The 16,185-nt window shown below is 68.3% G+C and carries 18 protein-coding genes; 3 read left to right on the forward strand and 15 right to left on the reverse strand.

All coding sequences use genetic code 11. The features are described 5' to 3' along the window. Positions 1 to 18 precede the first annotated feature (18 nt). The 3 genes from EXE47_RS04275 to EXE47_RS04285 are packed head-to-tail and all read left to right on the forward strand — an operon-like array spanning position 19 to position 2,456. Positions 19 to 1,890, forward strand: coding sequence for a PAS domain-containing sensor histidine kinase (locus EXE47_RS04275; RefSeq protein WP_089307898.1), 1,872 nt, complete (start codon positions 19 to 21; stop codon positions 1,888 to 1,890). A 54-nt stretch (positions 1,891 to 1,944) separates the two neighbouring features. Beyond that, the gene (gene srp19 / locus EXE47_RS04280) at positions 1,945 to 2,223 is read left to right on the forward strand and encodes a signal recognition particle subunit SRP19 (RefSeq protein ID WP_004596410.1); all 279 of its coding nucleotides are present in this window, start codon (positions 1,945 to 1,947) and stop codon (positions 2,221 to 2,223) included. A gap of 2 nt (positions 2,224 to 2,225) precedes the next feature. Continuing rightward, on the forward strand, positions 2,226 to 2,456 hold the full coding sequence (locus EXE47_RS04285) for an H/ACA ribonucleoprotein complex subunit GAR1 (protein ID WP_089307899.1): 231 nt from the start codon (positions 2,226 to 2,228) through the stop codon (positions 2,454 to 2,456). Here the strand turns inward: EXE47_RS04285 and EXE47_RS04290 are convergent, their stop codons facing one another. From EXE47_RS04290 to EXE47_RS04360, 15 genes are all read right to left on the reverse strand, one after another. Next, positions 2,457 to 2,777, reverse strand: coding sequence for a hypothetical protein (locus tag EXE47_RS04290; protein ID WP_089307900.1), 321 nt, complete (start codon positions 2,775 to 2,777; stop codon positions 2,457 to 2,459). A 159-nt stretch (positions 2,778 to 2,936) separates the two neighbouring features. Next, the gene (locus EXE47_RS04295) at positions 2,937 to 4,439 is read right to left on the reverse strand and encodes an NADH-quinone oxidoreductase subunit N (RefSeq protein WP_049931213.1); all 1,503 of its coding nucleotides are present in this window, start codon (positions 4,437 to 4,439) and stop codon (positions 2,937 to 2,939) included. Further along, positions 4,432 to 5,946 carry a NuoM family protein gene (locus tag EXE47_RS04300; RefSeq protein WP_049931345.1) on the reverse strand — a complete coding sequence of 505 codons (1,515 nt, stop codon included), beginning with the start codon at positions 5,944 to 5,946 and terminating at the stop codon, positions 4,432 to 4,434. Before EXE47_RS04300 ends, EXE47_RS04295 begins: the two co-directional genes overlap by 8 nt. Positions 5,947 to 5,960: 14 nt before the next feature. After that, complete coding sequence (gene nuoL, locus EXE47_RS04305; RefSeq protein ID WP_049931216.1) at positions 5,961 to 8,009, reverse strand: NADH-quinone oxidoreductase subunit L; 2,049 nt, start codon at positions 8,007 to 8,009, stop codon at positions 5,961 to 5,963. A 1-nt stretch (position 8,010) separates the two neighbouring features. After that, the gene (gene nuoK, locus EXE47_RS04310) at positions 8,011 to 8,331 is read right to left on the reverse strand and encodes an NADH-quinone oxidoreductase subunit NuoK (protein ID WP_049931218.1); all 321 of its coding nucleotides are present in this window, start codon (positions 8,329 to 8,331) and stop codon (positions 8,011 to 8,013) included. Then, positions 8,328 to 8,687 carry a hypothetical protein gene (locus EXE47_RS04315; RefSeq protein ID WP_049931220.1) on the reverse strand — a complete coding sequence of 120 codons (360 nt, stop codon included), beginning with the start codon at positions 8,685 to 8,687 and terminating at the stop codon, positions 8,328 to 8,330. Before EXE47_RS04315 ends, nuoK begins: the two co-directional genes overlap by 4 nt. After that, positions 8,684 to 8,950, reverse strand: coding sequence for an NADH-quinone oxidoreductase subunit J (locus EXE47_RS04320; protein WP_049931222.1), 267 nt, complete (start codon positions 8,948 to 8,950; stop codon positions 8,684 to 8,686). Before EXE47_RS04320 ends, EXE47_RS04315 begins: the two co-directional genes overlap by 4 nt. A gap of 49 nt (positions 8,951 to 8,999) precedes the next feature. Then, positions 9,000 to 9,461: an NADH-quinone oxidoreductase subunit I gene (locus EXE47_RS04325; protein WP_049931224.1), complete on the reverse strand. Its 462-nt coding sequence runs from the start codon at positions 9,459 to 9,461 to the stop codon at positions 9,000 to 9,002. 1 nt (position 9,462) lies between these two features. After that, positions 9,463 to 10,536 (reverse strand): NADH-quinone oxidoreductase subunit H, encoded by a 1,074-nt coding sequence (locus tag EXE47_RS04330; protein WP_049931226.1) that lies wholly within the window; start codon positions 10,534 to 10,536, stop codon positions 9,463 to 9,465. Next, positions 10,536 to 12,200 (reverse strand): NADH-quinone oxidoreductase subunit D, encoded by a 1,665-nt coding sequence (locus EXE47_RS04335; protein WP_049931227.1) that lies wholly within the window; start codon positions 12,198 to 12,200, stop codon positions 10,536 to 10,538. The genes EXE47_RS04330 and EXE47_RS04335 overlap by 1 nt, the downstream gene beginning before the upstream one ends. After that, entirely contained in the window at positions 12,197 to 12,895 is a 699-nt protein-coding gene (locus EXE47_RS04340) for an NADH-quinone oxidoreductase subunit B (protein ID WP_006113007.1), read from the reverse strand. The genes EXE47_RS04335 and EXE47_RS04340 overlap by 4 nt, the downstream gene beginning before the upstream one ends. Beyond that, positions 12,895 to 13,311 carry an NADH-quinone oxidoreductase subunit A gene (locus tag EXE47_RS04345; protein ID WP_004596397.1) on the reverse strand — a complete coding sequence of 139 codons (417 nt, stop codon included), beginning with the start codon at positions 13,309 to 13,311 and terminating at the stop codon, positions 12,895 to 12,897. Before EXE47_RS04345 ends, EXE47_RS04340 begins: the two co-directional genes overlap by 1 nt. Positions 13,312 to 13,704: 393 nt before the next feature. After that, positions 13,705 to 14,313, reverse strand: coding sequence for a 5-(carboxyamino)imidazole ribonucleotide mutase (purE, locus tag EXE47_RS04350; protein ID WP_049931229.1), 609 nt, complete (start codon positions 14,311 to 14,313; stop codon positions 13,705 to 13,707). A 77-nt stretch (positions 14,314 to 14,390) separates the two neighbouring features. After that, positions 14,391 to 14,894 (reverse strand): NUDIX hydrolase, encoded by a 504-nt coding sequence (locus tag EXE47_RS04355; RefSeq protein ID WP_089307901.1) that lies wholly within the window; start codon positions 14,892 to 14,894, stop codon positions 14,391 to 14,393. Positions 14,895 to 14,903: 9 nt separating this feature from the next. Continuing rightward, a complete protein-coding gene (locus EXE47_RS04360; RefSeq protein ID WP_049931233.1) occupies positions 14,904 to 16,070 on the reverse strand; it encodes a 5-(carboxyamino)imidazole ribonucleotide synthase in 1,167 nt (388 codons plus the stop codon). Positions 16,071 to 16,185 lie beyond the last annotated feature (115 nt).

A 16,185-nucleotide genomic window follows, 5' to 3' on the forward strand; every position in this document is an offset into this window, starting at 1 on the left:
GTACTAATTCGTACAATTGTGACTCCTGCGTTGGGTGAGCGCGCGTCCGTTCTCGTGCTCGCAGACGACCCCCGACTCACCGACGAGGTCGAGTCGGGGGCCGACCCAGAGAACCGCGGCGACGACGGACCGGTCGCGGTCGAGACCCACGCGACAGCTCCCGCCGACGTCGACGAGGAGCGCCTCGCGGACGTCGACGTGGCGGCCGTCACCGACGAGGCGGGGCTCGACCGGGTCCGCTCGGCCGAGGCCGTCGAGTACGTGATCGCGTACGTCGACGATCCGACGGGCCGGACCGCGACGGACCCGCTCGTCGACGCGGTCGCCGGAACGCCCGAGGCGCTCTCGGAGACGGTCTCGTGGCTGCTCGCCCGGGATCAACGGTCGACCGTCCGGGCGAAGCCGACCCGGACCCCGTCGCGAATCGAACAGCTCAACGCCGGGATGGCGGAGCTCGCCGCCGTCAGGTCGGTCGACGAGGCGTACCGGGCGGCCATCGCCGTCACCGAGCAGGTGTTTCCGGAGTATCACGCCGTCGTCGCCGTTCGGGACGGCGAGTGGGTCGAGCCCGTGGTCGCCTCCAGCGGGACGCCCGTCGAGGACTGTAACCGGGTCCGCGTCGGCGCCGGCGTGGCCGGCAGGACCGTCCAGACGGGCGACGCGTCGATCGCCCCGAACCCGAACCCAGAGGGCCAGTTCGGTACGCTGCTCACCGTTCCCGTGGGCGACGATGTCGTCTTCCAGCTCGCTGCCGACGGAGTCGATGACGGCGACGCGTTCGACGACGCCGACCGCCGGCTGGCGGAGCTGCTCGCCTCCCACCTCGAAGAGACGCTCGACCGGATCGGGGTCACGGAGGCGCTCCGGACCGAACGCGACAGGCTGCTCGCGCTGTTCACGAACGTACCGGACCCCGCCGTCGCCTACGACTACGTCGACGGCGAGCCGATCGCCCGACAGGTGAACGACGCGTTCGAGGCGACGTTCGGCTACGAGGCCGAGACCGTGCTCGGCGAGTCCATCGACGAGTACATAGTCCCCCCCGACGCCGAGTCGGAGGCCGACGACCTCAACGAGCGCTTACAGTGCGGCGAGAACGTCCGCCGGGAGGTGACCCGGACCACCGCGGAGGGGCCGCGTCACTTCATCCTCCACGTCATTCCGATCCACCTCGACGCCGCCAACGCGGCCGGATACGCCATCTACACCGACGTCACCGACCGACGGGAGCGCGAGGAGACTCTCCGGCGGCAGAACGAGCGACTCGACGAGTTCGCGTCCATCGTCTCGCACGACCTCCGGAATCCGCTGTCGGTCGCGGAGGGGTACGTCGACCTCGCCCGCGAGACGGACGACACGGCGCCCCTAGAGAAGGCCGCGGACGCGCTCGGGCGGATGGACGAACTCGTCGCGGACCTCCTGTCGCTGGCCCGGGAGGGACGCTCGGTGGGAGAGACCGAGTCCGTCTCGGTGGTGGACGTCGCGCGCGAGGCGTGGGAGTGCGTCGACATGGCGAACGCGACCCTCGACGTCGAGACGGACGCGACGCTGGACGCGAACCGGACGCGGCTCTGCGAGCTGCTTGAGAACGTCTACCGGAACAGCGCGGACCACGGCCGCGACTCCCCCGACGAGCCGCTCTCGGTCCGCGTCGGAGCGCTGACGCGTCGCGACGACGGGACCGCGGCCGACGGCTTCTACGTCGAAGACGACGGGAGCGGGCTCCCGGACGACGCCGACAATGTGTTCGAGAGCGGGTTCACGACCGACGAGTCGGGGACGGGACTGGGACTCGCCATCAGCGAGCGCATCGCCGAGGCCCACGGCTGGAGCGCGCACGCGCTCGCCGCCGAGGACGGCGGGGCGCGCTTCGAGTTCCGGGTCCCCTGAACGCGCCCGGCGGCGGTCCGAAACGACCTTACGCCGCGCGCGAAGGTATCCGGTATGGTCGAGAACGTCGTCTACCCCGCATACTTCGACGCCGAGCTGTCGCGGTCCGAGGGGCGCCGCGTCCCGACGGATCTGGCGGTCGAAGCGCCGACCGTCGACGAGATAGCGAAAGCCGTCCAGCAGGTGGGCTACGACGCGGTCGTCGAGCGCGACGCGACGTATTCCCGGGAGTTCGAGCCACGGGGCTCCGTCGTCGTCAAAGGCACCGAAGACACCGCGAAAAACGACCTCGTTCAGGCGATCGCCGCGTACCTCGGCGTGCTCCGGGAGTAACCGTGCGGCGCGTCGGCACCGTCGTCCGCACGGCCGGCGGACTCGCGATCGCCCGCGGCGACGCCGGCAACGATCCGCCCCGGATCGGCGCGAGCATCGTCGACGAGTCGCTCTCGACGGTCGGCCGCGTCGTCGACGTGTTCGGTCCTATCGACCGCCCCTACGTGGCGATCACGCCCGGCGACGGCGTCGGACTCGCCGACCTCCTCGGCGAAAAGTTGTACGCGCGGTAGCTACGCGTCGCCCGGCTCGGGTGTCGTTCGTCCCTCCGCCGCCTCCTCGTCGACCGTCACGTCGAAGTCCGCGAGCGTCTTGTCCGTGCGAGCGAGGCGCTCGGCGACGAGCAGCTTCTCCCGCCGCTCCAGTCGGTCCCAGTCGAACTCCGCCGGCGGCGACGCCTCCAGCGACTCGAACCGCTCGATCACCGCCTCGTTCGCGAACCGCTCGAACGAGCCGCAGTCCGGACAGGTCCGGGACAAGTGCGACGTGTCGAAGGTGCGCGTGACGGTGGCGTCGAGGCAGTTCAGACACCGATAGGTGTGGCTCCGGGACACGAACACAGTAACGGGGCGAACGAATGAGTATCTGTGGTCGGCGGTGCGGGGTTCGGCGACCGAAACCGCCCTCCGGGGCGCGGTGAGTGGTGACGCGGAGAACAGCGGAAACAGAAATCGACCGGCGGAACGGACCGCTCAGCGCTGCGGAGCCGCCGGTCAGAACAGCGCGGAGGCCGCCGCTTCGGCCGTCTCGATGACGGGCCCGAAGCCGGGCAGGAGCAGCACCGTCGCGACCGCCGCGAAGATGACCGCGGCGTACAGCGCCGTCGGCCGCACGTCGATCGCGTCGAGCGCGCTCGGCGACGCGGGGTCGTCCAGGAACAGCGCCTTCACGACCCGGCTGTAGTAGTACAGCGACACGACGCTGTTTATCGCGCCGAGCCCGGCGAGCCACAGGAAGCCGTTGTCGATGGCCGCCTGAAACAGGAAGTACTTCGAGAAGAACCCGGCGAACGGCGGGAGCCCCGCCAGCGAGAACATGAACACGGCCATCGCGACGGAGGCGACCGGCGCGCGCCGCCAGAGCCCCGCGTAGTCCGCGAAGGTGCGGCCGACGCCCCACCGCTCCGCCATCGCGACGAAGAGGAACGCGCCGGTGTTCATGAACCCGTAGACGAGCAGGTGCGCCATCGCGGCGCCCATGACGGTGCCGTTGGCGGGCCCGTCGACCGTGAGCGCGGCGACGCCGATGAGCGCGTATCCGGCGTGCCCGATCGAGGAGTAGGCCAACATCCGCTTGACCTCCTCCTGGACCGCGGCCGCGAAGTTACCGAGCGTCATCGTGACGGCCGCGAGGATCGCGAACGCGAGCATCCAGTCGACGTTCGCCGACGCCGCCATCTCCAGCGGGAACGCCTCGGTGAACACGCGGAACGCGACGACGAACCCGGCGGCCTTCGAGGCCGACGAGAGGAACGCGCTCACCGGCGCGGGCGCGCCCTCGTACGCCTCCGGCGCCCAGAAGTGGAACGGGACGGAGGCCGTCTTGAAGGCGACGCCGCCGATCATCATCACGACGCCGACGCCGAGCACGCCGGCCAGCCCGTCGATCGAGGCCGACGCGATGTCGGCGAGGATCAGCGAGCCCGTCGCGGCGTACACGAGCGAGATGCCGAACAGGAAGATAGCCGACGAGAGCGCGCCGACGAGGAAGTACTTCAGCCCCGCCTCGACGCTCCCGCGGTTCTGCTTGAGGTACGCGACGAGCACGTACGAGGGCAGCGACACCATCTCTAAGGCGACGAACACGACCGCGAGCGAGTTCGCGACCGCCAGAAGCGCCATGCCGGTCGCGGCGAACGTCACGAGCGAGTAGAACGCCGCTGGGTTGTCGTGGTCGTGGAAGTAGTCGTGGGCCGCGACGAGCACCAGCGCGGTCACCGACGCGAAGATGGCGGTGAAGAACAGCGACAGCGTGTCCACCTTCACCGCGTCCGCGAACAGCAACACCGCGCCGCCGTCCGGGCTCACACCGCCGCTGGCGGTGAGCCAGACGCTCGCCGCGAGCGCGGCGAGGGACCCGATCGCGCCGACGACCGCCATCGACGTGTTCGACCGCGCGTCCGGCCGGACCGTGTCGACCAAGAGCAGCGCGAGACCGGTGACGGCAAGCAGGAGCGCCGGCAGCAGCGCCGTCACGCCGGGCAGGCCGTTAACCATTGATCGTCACCCCCTCTACCACGGGTAGGGCAGCGTCGCGGATCATCTCGAAGAAGATGTCGGGCGCAACGCCGAGCACGATGATCGCTACCAGCAGCACCGCGAGCGGGGCGACGTCGTGGAACGGCGCGGGCCCCACGTCGTAGTCGGTCTCCAGTTCGAACGGACCGAACAGCGTACTCTGCATCGCCGACAGCAGGTAGCCGGCGACGATGACGATACCGAACATCGCGAGCGCCGTGAACACCGGCGCGTACGGGAGCGACGGGGCGGACAGCGAGCCGACGAAGATGAAGAACTCGCCCGCGAAGCCGGCCATCAGCGGGAGCCCCATGTAGCCGAACGCGCCGGCGACGAGGATCCCGACGGTGACCGGCATCCGGTCGGCCATGCCGCCCATGTCGCCGATCATCCGCGTGTGGGTCGTGTTGTAGATGACGCCGACCGCCATGAACATCAGTCCCGAGATGAGGCCGTGCGCGACCATCTGGAACGTCGCGCCGCCGACCCCGTACTCGGTGAACACGATGAGCCCGAGGATGACGTACCCCATCGACGAGACCGACGAGTACGCGACGATGCGCTTGAGGTCCTTCTGTGCGAGCGCCAGCATCGCGCCGTAGATGACGCTGATGACGGCGATCGCCGCGATCGGAACCGCGAGCATCGACGCCTGGTCGGGCAGCATCGTGAAGTTGAACCGGAGCAGCGCGTACGTCCCCATCTTCAGGAGGACGCCCGCCAGCAGCACCGACGCGGGGGTCGGCGCCTGAACGTGCGCGTCCGGCAGCCACGTGTGGAACGGCACGATCGGGACCTTCACCGCGAACCCGAGGAACATCGCGAGGAACGCGAACAGGGCGAGGCGGTCCGGCGCGATGCCGAACCACGTGCCCAAGTCACCCGCGGCGATCGCCTGCGCGATCTCGGGTAAGGCGAACGACGACACCGAGTCGCCGAGCGCGAACACGAGGCTCATGAAGCCGATGAACATCAGTAGCGACGCCGCGTTCGTGTACACGAAGAACTTGATCGCGGCGTACTTGCGGCGCGGACCGCCCCAGATCCCGATGAGGAAGTACATCGGGACCAGCACGGCCTCCCAGAAGACGAACCACAGGAAGAAGTCGAGCGCGGCGAACACGCCCAGCAGGTTCGCCTCCATGAACAGCATGAGCCCGTAGAACTGGCTCTGCCGCGAGTCCACGGGCGTCCACGCGCTGACGATCGCCAGCGGGACGAGGAACGTCGTGAGCACGAACAGCGGGAGGCTGATCCCGTCGAGGCCGACGAACCACGAGACGCTGCGGCCGCCGACTTCGAGCCACTCGATCTGCGTCGCGTACGCTATCTCTCCGCCCAGCAGGGCGTTGCCGCCGGCCTCGAAGCCGGACCACAGGTAGAGGCTGCCGACGAACGGGATCAGGCTGATCGCGAACGACAAGCGGCCGGCCCACTCGTCGGGCGCGAGGAACACGGTCAGCGCGCCGACGAAGGCGGCCGCCATGAGCGCTTCGAGTATCACAGGAACCACCCCCCGGTCGCGCCGAGCACGAGCAACAGCGCGACGAGTCCGAAGGTGAGCAGGGCGGCGTACTGCGAGACGATCCCCGACTGGAGCTGACGGATCCGACCGCCGCCGGTGAGGCTCACCGAGGAGACGCCGTTCACGACGCCGTCGATGATTCCCTGATCGAAGACGTTCGCGCCGCCCGCGACGTCTTCCGTGCGATACGCGAGCCAGACCTGCAGTTCGTCGAGGTAGTAGTTGTTGTACAGCACGTCTTTGATGCCGCCGAGCTTGGCGGTGTGTTCCGCGGGCGACGGCACGTTGTAGAGCCGCCAGGCGAGTCCGAGTCCGAGCAGCGCTAAGCCGAGCGAGACGGCCGCGCCGACGAGGACGGTCCCGGTCTCACCGCCGACGAGGTAGCCGCTGCTGTAGGGACCCAAGTCGGCGTAGTGGTGCGAGGAGAGGCCCTCGATGCCGCCCCAGTGGTTGTCGAGCCACAGGTGAAGCAGGTCGATCCCTTCGATGCCGAGGACCTTCTGGACCGGCACCATGTTGATGAACCCGGTGACGACCGCGAGCGAGCCGAGGACCGTCAGCGGCCCCTTCACGTTCCAGCGGACCGGGACGGGGTCGCGCGCGGTGTCGCTGCGGGGCTCGCCGTGGAAGGTCAGGAACACCATCCGGAAGGTGTAGAACGCGGTGACCGGCACCGCGAGCAGCCCCATCAGGTAGCCGCCGAGCAGCAGCGGGTCGTTGAGGCCGTGGACGAGCGCCTCGTAGAGGATTTCGTCTTTCGACCAGAAGCCAGCGAACGGGAAGATGCCCGCGAGCGCCAGCGACCCGGCGAGGAAGGTGTAGTAGGTGACGGGCAGCTTCGACTTCAGCCCGCCCATGTCCCACATGTCCTCGTTGTGGTGCATCGCGATGATGACCGACCCGGCGCCGAGGAACAGCAGCGCCTTGAAGAACGCGTGGGTGGTCAGATGGAAGACCGCGGCCACGTACCCGCCCGCGCCGAGCGCGAGCATCATGTACCCGTACTGGGAGATGGTGGAGTACGCGAGTACCTGCTTCAGCTCGTTTTTCACGAGCCCCATCGTCGCAGCGAACAGCGCCGTGAAGCCGCCGATGAAGGCGATGACCGCCATCGTCGTCGGCGTCAGCACGTAGAACCCGTACATCCGCGCGACGAGGTAGACGCCGGCCGCGACCATCGTCGCGGCGTGGATCAGCGCCGAGACGGGCGTCGGGCCCTCCATCGCGTCGGGGAGCCACGTGTGAAGCGGGAACTGCGCGGACTTCCCGACCACGCCGCCCAAGACGAGCAGGCCGACGACGGTCAGCCACGTCCCGAGTTCGACGCCGCCGGGCGTCCACGCGACCGAGCCGGAGCCGTTGAGCGCCGCGTCGGCGAGCGCCGGGAACGACTCCGGACCGGCGAACTGCGCCGTGCCGAAGGTGGCGAACACCGCGACGACGCCGACGAGGAAGAAGTAGTCGCCGAAGCGGGTGACGAGGAACGCCTTCTTCGCCGCCGACGGCGGGCCCGGCTCCCGGAAGTTGAAGCCGATGAGCAGGTACGAGCAGAGCCCGACCAGCTCGAAGAACATGAACGCCATCAGGAGGTTGTCGGCGACGACGAACCCGAGCATCGAGGCCGTGAACAGACCGAGGCCGGCGTAGTAGCGCGGCAGGCCGGTCTCGCCCTCGTCGTTCATGTAGCCGAGCGAGAACACGTGGACGAGAAGCGCCACGAGCGTCACGATGACGAGCATGAGCGCCGACAGCGGGTCGATCAGGACGCCGAAGGAGAGCTCGATGTCCGTCGGGCCGATGCCGGCACCGCCCTCGCTCGCCCAGTAGTACAGCGTCTCGTTGTACGCCCGTCCGCCCGCGACGGTCGCCGCGACCCAGATCGACAGCAGGAACGAGCCCGCGGTCGCGGCGATACCGCCGAACGCGCCGCCCTTCGGGAGGTACCTGCCCGCGCCGAGCGCGACCAGGAACGAGAAGAACGGGAGGAGCACGATCGCCGGGACGTATGCGAATGCGTTCACCATCTTACCACCTCATCTCCGCGGGAACAGTCACGTCTGTCGTGCCGAAGTTGCGGTATAACACGAGTATGATGCCGATGCCGATGGCGACCTCGGCGGCGGCGAGCGCGATGACGAACAGCGCGAACACCTGCCCCGTGAGGTCGCCGTAGTAGAGCGCGAACGCGACGAAGTTGATGTTGGCCGCGTTCATCATGAGCTCGACGCTCATGAGGAAGTACAGCGCGTTCCGGCGCGTCAGCACGCCGAACAGACCGACGCAGAAGACGGCCGCCGCCAGCAGCAGGTACCACGACGGCGGAATGGAGGACGCGACGGCGGTCACTGCCGGTCACCTCCGTCGCGTCCGCCGTCCGTGAACGCCTGTCCGACCGCCGAGATAACCGACCCGTCCTCCTCGCGTTTCGCGAGGTAGACGGCGCCGTCGACCGCGACGTCGAGCGCGACCGCGGCGATCAGGAAGGCCGCGAGGAACCCCTCCGCGGGGATGGTCGCGATGTCGTACGCGCCGAGGTTGAACAGGGCGTACCCGAGGTTGTGGACGATCGAAGCGTCAGCCGGGAAGCCCACCTCCTCGAAGCCGAACGTCGCCGCGTTGATCGTCGCGGCCAGCACGGCGAACAGGGCGCCCACGGCGACCGCGGGGGCGATCCGCGACCCGCGGCTCTCGTCGTTGCTCACGCGCTACTCACCTCCGTTTCAGAATCAGATCGCGTGAGCATCACGGCGAACGTGACCAAGATGAGAACCCCGCCCACGTAGACGAGGATCTGCATGGCGGCGATAAACTCCGCCCGCAGCATCACGTAGTGCACCGCGACGCTCGTGAGGGCTCCGCCCAGCAGCAGCGCGGCGTGGAACACGTCGCGCGCCAGGACGACCCCGAGGGCGAACGCCAGCGTAACCGCGGCGAACAGCCCGAACGCGATGGTAGGATAAACCATTGTGTTTGTCTCCTATGAGAACCCCTTTGAAGATTTCGAGACGTGCCCGCTACTGGTAGTCGACCTCGCCGTCACCCTCCCCGATCCACGCGCCGCGATCGGGATTGCGGGACTCCAGCGGGTCGATCCCCTTGTACCACGGGACGTTCTTGAGCTGTTCTTTGTTGAACACGAAGTCGTCTTTCGTGTCGGCGGTGAACTCGAAGTTCTGCGTCAACAGGATCGCGTCGACGGGACAGACCTCCTCGCAGAGCCGGCAGTAGATGCACTGCCCGATGTGGAGGTTGTACTGCTCACCGTTGCGCTGGTCGTCCTGAACGATCTGGATCGTGTCGTTCGGACAGACGTTCTCGCACTGCCGACACCAGATACACCGTTCCTGGCTGAACTTGTGGACCCCGCGGAACCGCGGGCTCACTTCGGGCGCGTCCTCCGGGTATTCCACCGTGAACGTATTCCCGTCCAGCGCGTGCTTCATCGTCGTCGCCATGGATTTCATGAGTCCAATCATGTTACGCGATCACCCCCACGATTACGGCCGTGAGCACCAGGTTCGCGAACGACAGCACCAGCATTCCCTTCCAGCCGATTTCGATCAGCTGGTCGATACGGACGCGGGGCAGCGCCGCGCGGGCCCACTGCGTGAACAGGAAGAAGCCCCAGATCTTCACCACGAACCAGATGAAGCTGATACTCTCCGGACCGGGCCCGGAGGCCCCGCCGAGGAACGTCACGGCGAGGATCGCCCCGCCGAGGAAGATGTGGACGAACTCGCCGAGGTAGAAGAGGACGAAGTACGCCGAGGAGTACTCCGTCTGGTACCCGCCGACGATCTCGGTCGGCGCCTCGGGGATGTCGAACGGATTCCGCCCGATCTCCGCCATGTTCGCCGTGAGGAACAGCACGAACGCGAACGGGTTCACGAGGGCGTACCACGACGGGATCGAGACGCCGGCGATCGTCACGAGCGTCTCCGTCTGCGCGCCGACGACGCCGCTCATCTGGAGCGTGCCGGAGAAGATCACGACCGACATCGCCGTGACGATGAGCGGGATCTCGTACGCGAGGTTCTGCGCGACGGCGCGGAGACCGCCGAGGAGCGAGTACTTGTTGTTCGACGCGTAGCCGGCCATCACCAGCGAGACCGAGGCGATCGACGCGAACGCGAACACCAGCGCGAACCCGACCTCGGGGTCCGCGAGGTGGAGGTTGATCGGACCGAGCTGGCCCATCGGGATCACGGAGAAGCCGAGCAGCGCCGACGACGGCAGGATGATCGGCGCGATGTCCCACGAAGGGCGGTCGACGCCCTCGGGGATGATCAGCTCCTTCGCGAGGAGCTGGATCGCGGCCGCCGGGATGATGAGCAGGCCGAACGGGCCGATCCGGTCGACCGCGATCCGGTCGGTGAACGCCGCCGTGATCTTCCGTTTCGCCCACGGGCCCGCGACGCCCGTGAACGCGAGAATGATGTTCCCGACGACGAAGGCGGCGACCAGCGAGGCCGCGACCTCGCCGATGACGCTGTCGAGCCCGAGCGTGTCGACGATGAACTCGGGGAACAGCTGTGCGGGGGCCGTACCCATCAGCGGTCCACCTCCCCGAGAACGACGTCGAGGCTACCGAGGGCCGCGATCACGTCGGGGATGTACTCCCCGTTCGCCATCTCCGGCAGCGTCTGGAGGTTCGAGAAGCACGGCGACCGGATCTTGAACCGCGCCGGCTTGTCCGTGCCGTCCGCGCGGATGTAGATGCCGAGTTCGCCCTTCGCGCCCTCGACGGCGCGGTAGATCTCCGTGTCGTCGTCCGGGCGCAGCGTGCGCGGCACGTTCGCCTGGATGTTGCGCTCGTCTTCGGGCCAGTCCTCGAGCAGGTCGACGCACTGCTCGATGATCTTCGCGGACTCCTCGACCTCGCGCATCCGGACGAGCAGGCGGCTGAAGTTGTCGCCGCCGTCCTCGGTGACGACGTCCCAATCGAGCTCGTCGTAGTAGCCGTACGGGTCGTCGCGGCGGAGGTCGTAGTCGACCCCCGAGCCGCGGGCGACGGGGCCGGTCGCGCCGTAGTTCTTCGCGACCTCCGGCGGCAGGATGCCCGTGTCGATGGTCCGCATCTGGAACACCTCGTTCGAGGTGATCAGGTTGTGGTACTCCTCGACGGACTCCGGGAGCTGGTCGAGGAAGTCCCGGGTCTTCGAGAAGAACTCCTCGCGCGGTTCCGGCAGGTCCCAGACGACCCCGCCGAGCCGGAAGTAGTTGAACATCAGCCGCTGGCCCGTCAGGTCCTCCAGGAGGTTCTGGACGCGCTCGCGGTCGTTGATGGCGTACATGAACGTCGCCGTGAAGTCGCCGTTGATGTCGAGCGCGAACGTCGCGAGCGCGAGCATGTGCGCGGCGATCCGGCACATCTCCGCGCCCATCGTCCGAATGACCTGCGCGTACTCGGGCACCTCGATGTCCGCGAGGTCCTCGGCCGCGCGGGCGTACGCCCACTCGTTGAGCAGGCCCGCCGAGATGTAGTCCCAGCGGTCGGGGTACGGCATGATCTGGTGGCGGTACGTCCCGGACTGCGCCATCTGCTCCTCGCTGCGGTGGAGGTAGCCGATGTCTGGCTCAACGTCGGCGACCTGCTCGCCGTCGAGCACCGTCTTCAGGTGGAGGACGCCGTGGGTCGCGGGGTGGTGCGGCCCGATGTTGAGGAACATCGTGTCGGACTCGGCGTCCTTGTGGTGGTCCTCCAGCGGGTTCGCGTGCTCCGGCAGCGTGGCGATCTGCGGCCGGTCCTTGTCGTAGTCCATCGACAGGGGGTGGCCCTGCCACGTCTCGGGGAGCAGGATCCGACGGAGGTCGGGGTGGTCGTCGTACTCGATCCCGATCAGGTCGTACGCCTCCCGCTCGTGCCAGTCGGCCGTGCGGAAGACGGGCTCGGCCGACTCGGAGACGGGGTCGTCCTTGTCGGCGGGCACGACGATGCTGACCTCTTGGGTCGGATCGTCGTACTTCTTCAGGTGGTAGATGGACTCGTAGCGGTTCTCGTACTCCTGTGCGGAGACCACGGAGAGGTGGTCGTACCCCGCCTGCTCTTTCAGGGTCCGAAGCGTTTCCTGAACGGTGTCCGGGCGGATGACGAACCCGGGCGCGTTCAGATGGTCGTCGCGGTCGACGACGAGGTCGCCGAGCAGCGCCTCCAGCTCGTCGGGGGTGCGCTCGACGGCGTCGTCGTCGACTCTGTCTGGTCGTTCGAGGCTCATGGCGAATCAGCGAAGTTGTACCGCATGACGAGTTCGTCGTCGTCGATCTGGTCGGCCAGCTTGTCGACGAGCTCGTCGCGTTCGAGGTCCGAGAACTCCTCCAGCTCGTACGGCTTGACGGTGACGGGCGCGGCCTCGCCGTTGGCGACGCGCTCCTGTAGTTTCACGACGCCGTACACGAGCGCCTCGGGGCGGGGCGGGCAGCCGGGGACGTGGATGTCGATCGGGATGACCTCCTCGGCGCCCTTGATCACGTTGTACCCCTCCTGGAACGGGCCGCCGGAGATGGTACACGAGCCCATGCCGACGACGAACTTCGGCTCGGGCATCTGGTCGTAGACGCGCTTCATCCGCGGAGCGAACTTCGAGACGATCGTCCCGGGGACGATCATCACGTCGGCCTGCCGCGGCGAGGCGCGGGGGACGCCCGACCCGAAGCGGTCGAGGTCGTGTTTCACCGCGTAGGTGTGCATCATCTCGATGCTACAGCAGGCGATACCGAACTGCAGCATGAACATCGAGGAGCCCCGACACCAGTTCAGGAACTTGTCGAACTTGGTGAGGATGAACGGCGAGGAGCCGAACGCCTCGCGGAGCCGGGAGTTGAACCGGTCCCCCTGCCCGGTCATCCGGGCGTCTCTCGTCTCGGTTACGACCTGCGATTCGTCGGTGATAAACGGTTGATCGCTGCTCATTAGTTGATGTCCTCCGTCGTTTTTCTGCTGGTCGCGCGGGGGCTGCGGGCCCAGCTGATCGCCCCCGACCGCCACGCCCAGACGAGTCCGACCGCGAGGATTCCGACGAAGGCCAACATCGGCCACAGTAGGTCGGCCATCGGCACGCCGGCCTGGACGGCCGGGCGGTAGATGACAGCCCACGGGAACAGCAACACGGTCTCGATGTCGAACACGACGAACAACAGCGCGACCATGTAGTACTGGATGTTGAACCGGATGCGGGTTCCGCCCGTCGGGGTCTCGCCGGACTCGTAGGTGGTACTTTTACCGGTCTCAGGCACGCTCGGACGGAGCAGCGCCGACACTGTCATCATCGCTATCGGGATGAGCAGGCCGACGACCGCCAAGGCGCCAATCGCTATCCAATCGCTCATATAGGTCTCCGTAACGTGCTGGGGTTTGGACCGCCCCCTCATAAGCGTTGAGTCTTGTGCGTCCCCGCGTGTGCGGGCCGGTACCGGCCGTTCGCGGTCGAAGCGACGCCGAAGCGACCGAGAGTCCTCGATCGCCCCTCGATCGTGAACCCGCGTGCGAGTGGGGAGGGGGACGGCGATTCGGTGGGAGACGAGGCATCCGGTTTTATAAACCGACGCGCGGTCGCGGTGGCGCGTGCCTACGAGCGGGACGGAGGCCCGCGAGGCAGCACGCGCGAGGGAGCGGTGAGCGCTCGGAGAGCGCGAACAGCGAGGCTGGGGAGGCGTGAGGCACGGCACGGTCGCGGTCGAGGGAGACGCGAGTGGGCGGCCACGGAGCGGACGGACGCCCCCTCACCGGTCGCGGAACCCGTCGATACCGAGGTCGTGGAGGTCAGCGGAAACGTCCGCGACGCCCGCTTTCTGCCCGTCGTGGAGGTCGAGCAGTCGCTCTTCGACCTCGTCGTGTTCGCGCGCGAGCACCTGCGCCGCCGACAGCGCCGCGTTGTACGACTTCCCGGCGTCGACGGCGACGATCGGGGCCCCGGTCGGCATGCCGATCACGGAGTCGACCGACTTCTCTTGAACCGGCACGCCGATCACGGGGACCGGATACGCGATCGAGGCGGTCATGTTCGGCAGGTCCGCGGACTTCCCGCCCGCGCCCGCGACGATCACGTCCAGCCCGCGGGCCGTCGCCGTCTCCCCGTACGCGTACATCAGCTCCGGCGTCCGGTGCGCGGAGACGACGTAGCTCTCGTAGGTGAACCGCGCGTCCGGCGCGTCGCCGAAGTCGGTCTGCTCCGCGAAGCCGAGGTCGTCGAGCGCCTCGTAGGCGCCCTCCATGACGGGGAGGTCCGAGTCGGAGCCCATGATGATCCCCACGTCGGGGGTGGTCGACGGGTCGGCGTCCGCCGCAGCCTCCGATTCGAGCCGCTCGATCAGGTCGTCTACCATGGTCATGATCGGACGTTCGGCGGAGGGCTACAAGGAACTCCCGGATGCGGCGACGCCGGTGTGCTCCGTCTCCCGGACGGCGTTCAGAGGTACGGGCGGAGCAGGGCGCCGTCGTGGAGGGCGGCCGGGACAGCCTCGAACCACCGCGCGGCGCGGATCTCGTCGGGAGAGACACCGAGACCGGCGGCGTCGGGAATACGCCCCGCGGCGCGGGCCGCGTAGACGACGTACTCGGCCTCGAACGCGACCGCACCGCCCTCGGCGCCGACGTACGACTGCTCGAAGACGACGACCGGGTCGTCGATCGCCGCGTCGAGTCCCGTCTCCTCGCGGACCTCCCGCGCCGCCGCGGTCGGGGGCGACTCGTCGGGTTCGACCGCGCCGCCCGGAAGGACCCACCCGTCCGACCACGAGGTCTTCACGAGCGCAATCCGACCGTCGGGGTCGCGGACGCGGGCGGCGGCGGTCAAGCCGGTTCCCGCCTCCGCCCACTCCCGAAGGGCCTCGATCCGCTCTTCCGGGAGCCGGATCGACTGCGACTCGCGAGGGGCACCTGGCGCGACGCCGCCGGGAGCGTTGTCAGACATCGGGGCGAGCTACGCGTCGCGGAACGTCAGTCCGTCCCGGAGTTCTCGCGCGTGTGAGAGCAGCGCGTCGCGGTCGGCCCCGTCGTCGCTTCCGCCTGTCACGGTCAGATGCCCCATCTTCCGGAGCGGGTACACGTCGTCTTTGCCGTACCAGTGGAGGTCGGCGTCGGGCGCGGAGAGGACGGACTCGACGTTCCGGAGCGTCGCCGGTCCGGTCGCCTCTGCGTCACCGAGGACGTTCGCCGTGACCGCGGGCGCGACGAGGTCGGTCGGGCCGAGCGGCCACCCCAGCACGGCGCGGACGTGGTTCTCGAACTGCGAGGTGCGCGCGCCCTCGATCGTCCAGTGCCCGGAGTTGTGCGGGCGCGGCGCGATCTCGTTGACCAACACCTCCCCCTCGCGGGTCTCGAACAGTTCGATCCCGTAGACGCCCCGGCCGTCGAGGACCGCCAGTACGTCGCGGGCGACCGACTCCGCCTCGGCGACGACCGCGTCGTCGGCGCGGGCGGGACTGACGCTCTCGCGGAGGATCTCCTCGCGGTGGACCGTCTCCGTGACCGGGTACGTCCGCGTCTCGCCGTCGGCGCCTTTCAGGCCCATCACGGCGATCTCACGCTCGAAGTCGAGAAACTCCTCGGCCATCGCCGCGCCGCCAATCTGGTCGAGCGCGGCGGCCGCCTCGTCGGGCGTCTCGACCGGGACGTTCCCGCGGCCGTCGTAGCCGCCCTCGCGGGCCTTCAGCATGACGCCGCCGAACTCCTCGACGACGCGTTCGAGCCCCTCGGCGGTGGCGACCGCGACGAACTCGGGGACCGGGATCCCCGCGTCGGCGAGCGCCTCCTTCTGGACCAGCTTATCCTGAATCGTCTCCAGCGTGGCCGGGTCGGGGTGGACCGGCACGTCGTGGTCCTCGCTCGCGGCCGCGAGGACCGCCGGGTCCGTGAGCTCGATCTCGAAGGTCAGGGCGTCGACGCGGGCCGCCAGTTCGCCGATCGCGTCCGCGTCGTCGAAGTCCGCGACGATCTGGTCGGCCGCGACGGGCGCCGCCGGACAGTCGGGCGTCGGGTCCAACACGACGAGGTCGACGCCGAGCGGCGCGGCGGCCTCGGCCAGCATTCGGCCGAGCTGGCCGCCGCCGACAACGCCGAGCGTCGGCCCCGGAAGAGTGATCGACATGTGCGGGTCGGTACCCAACAGAGATGAATAAGTATTGCCAATCGACCCGTCGAATACACACAGATACGGATCAAAGCCGAGAGAGCTGCCTCGGTGCGTCGGAAGGACGGACGGG

Source organism: Halorubrum sp. GN12_10-3_MGM, from assembly GCF_005435235.1.
GTDB classification, from domain to species: Archaea; Halobacteriota; Halobacteria; order Halobacteriales; family Haloferacaceae; genus Halorubrum; species Halorubrum ezzemoulense.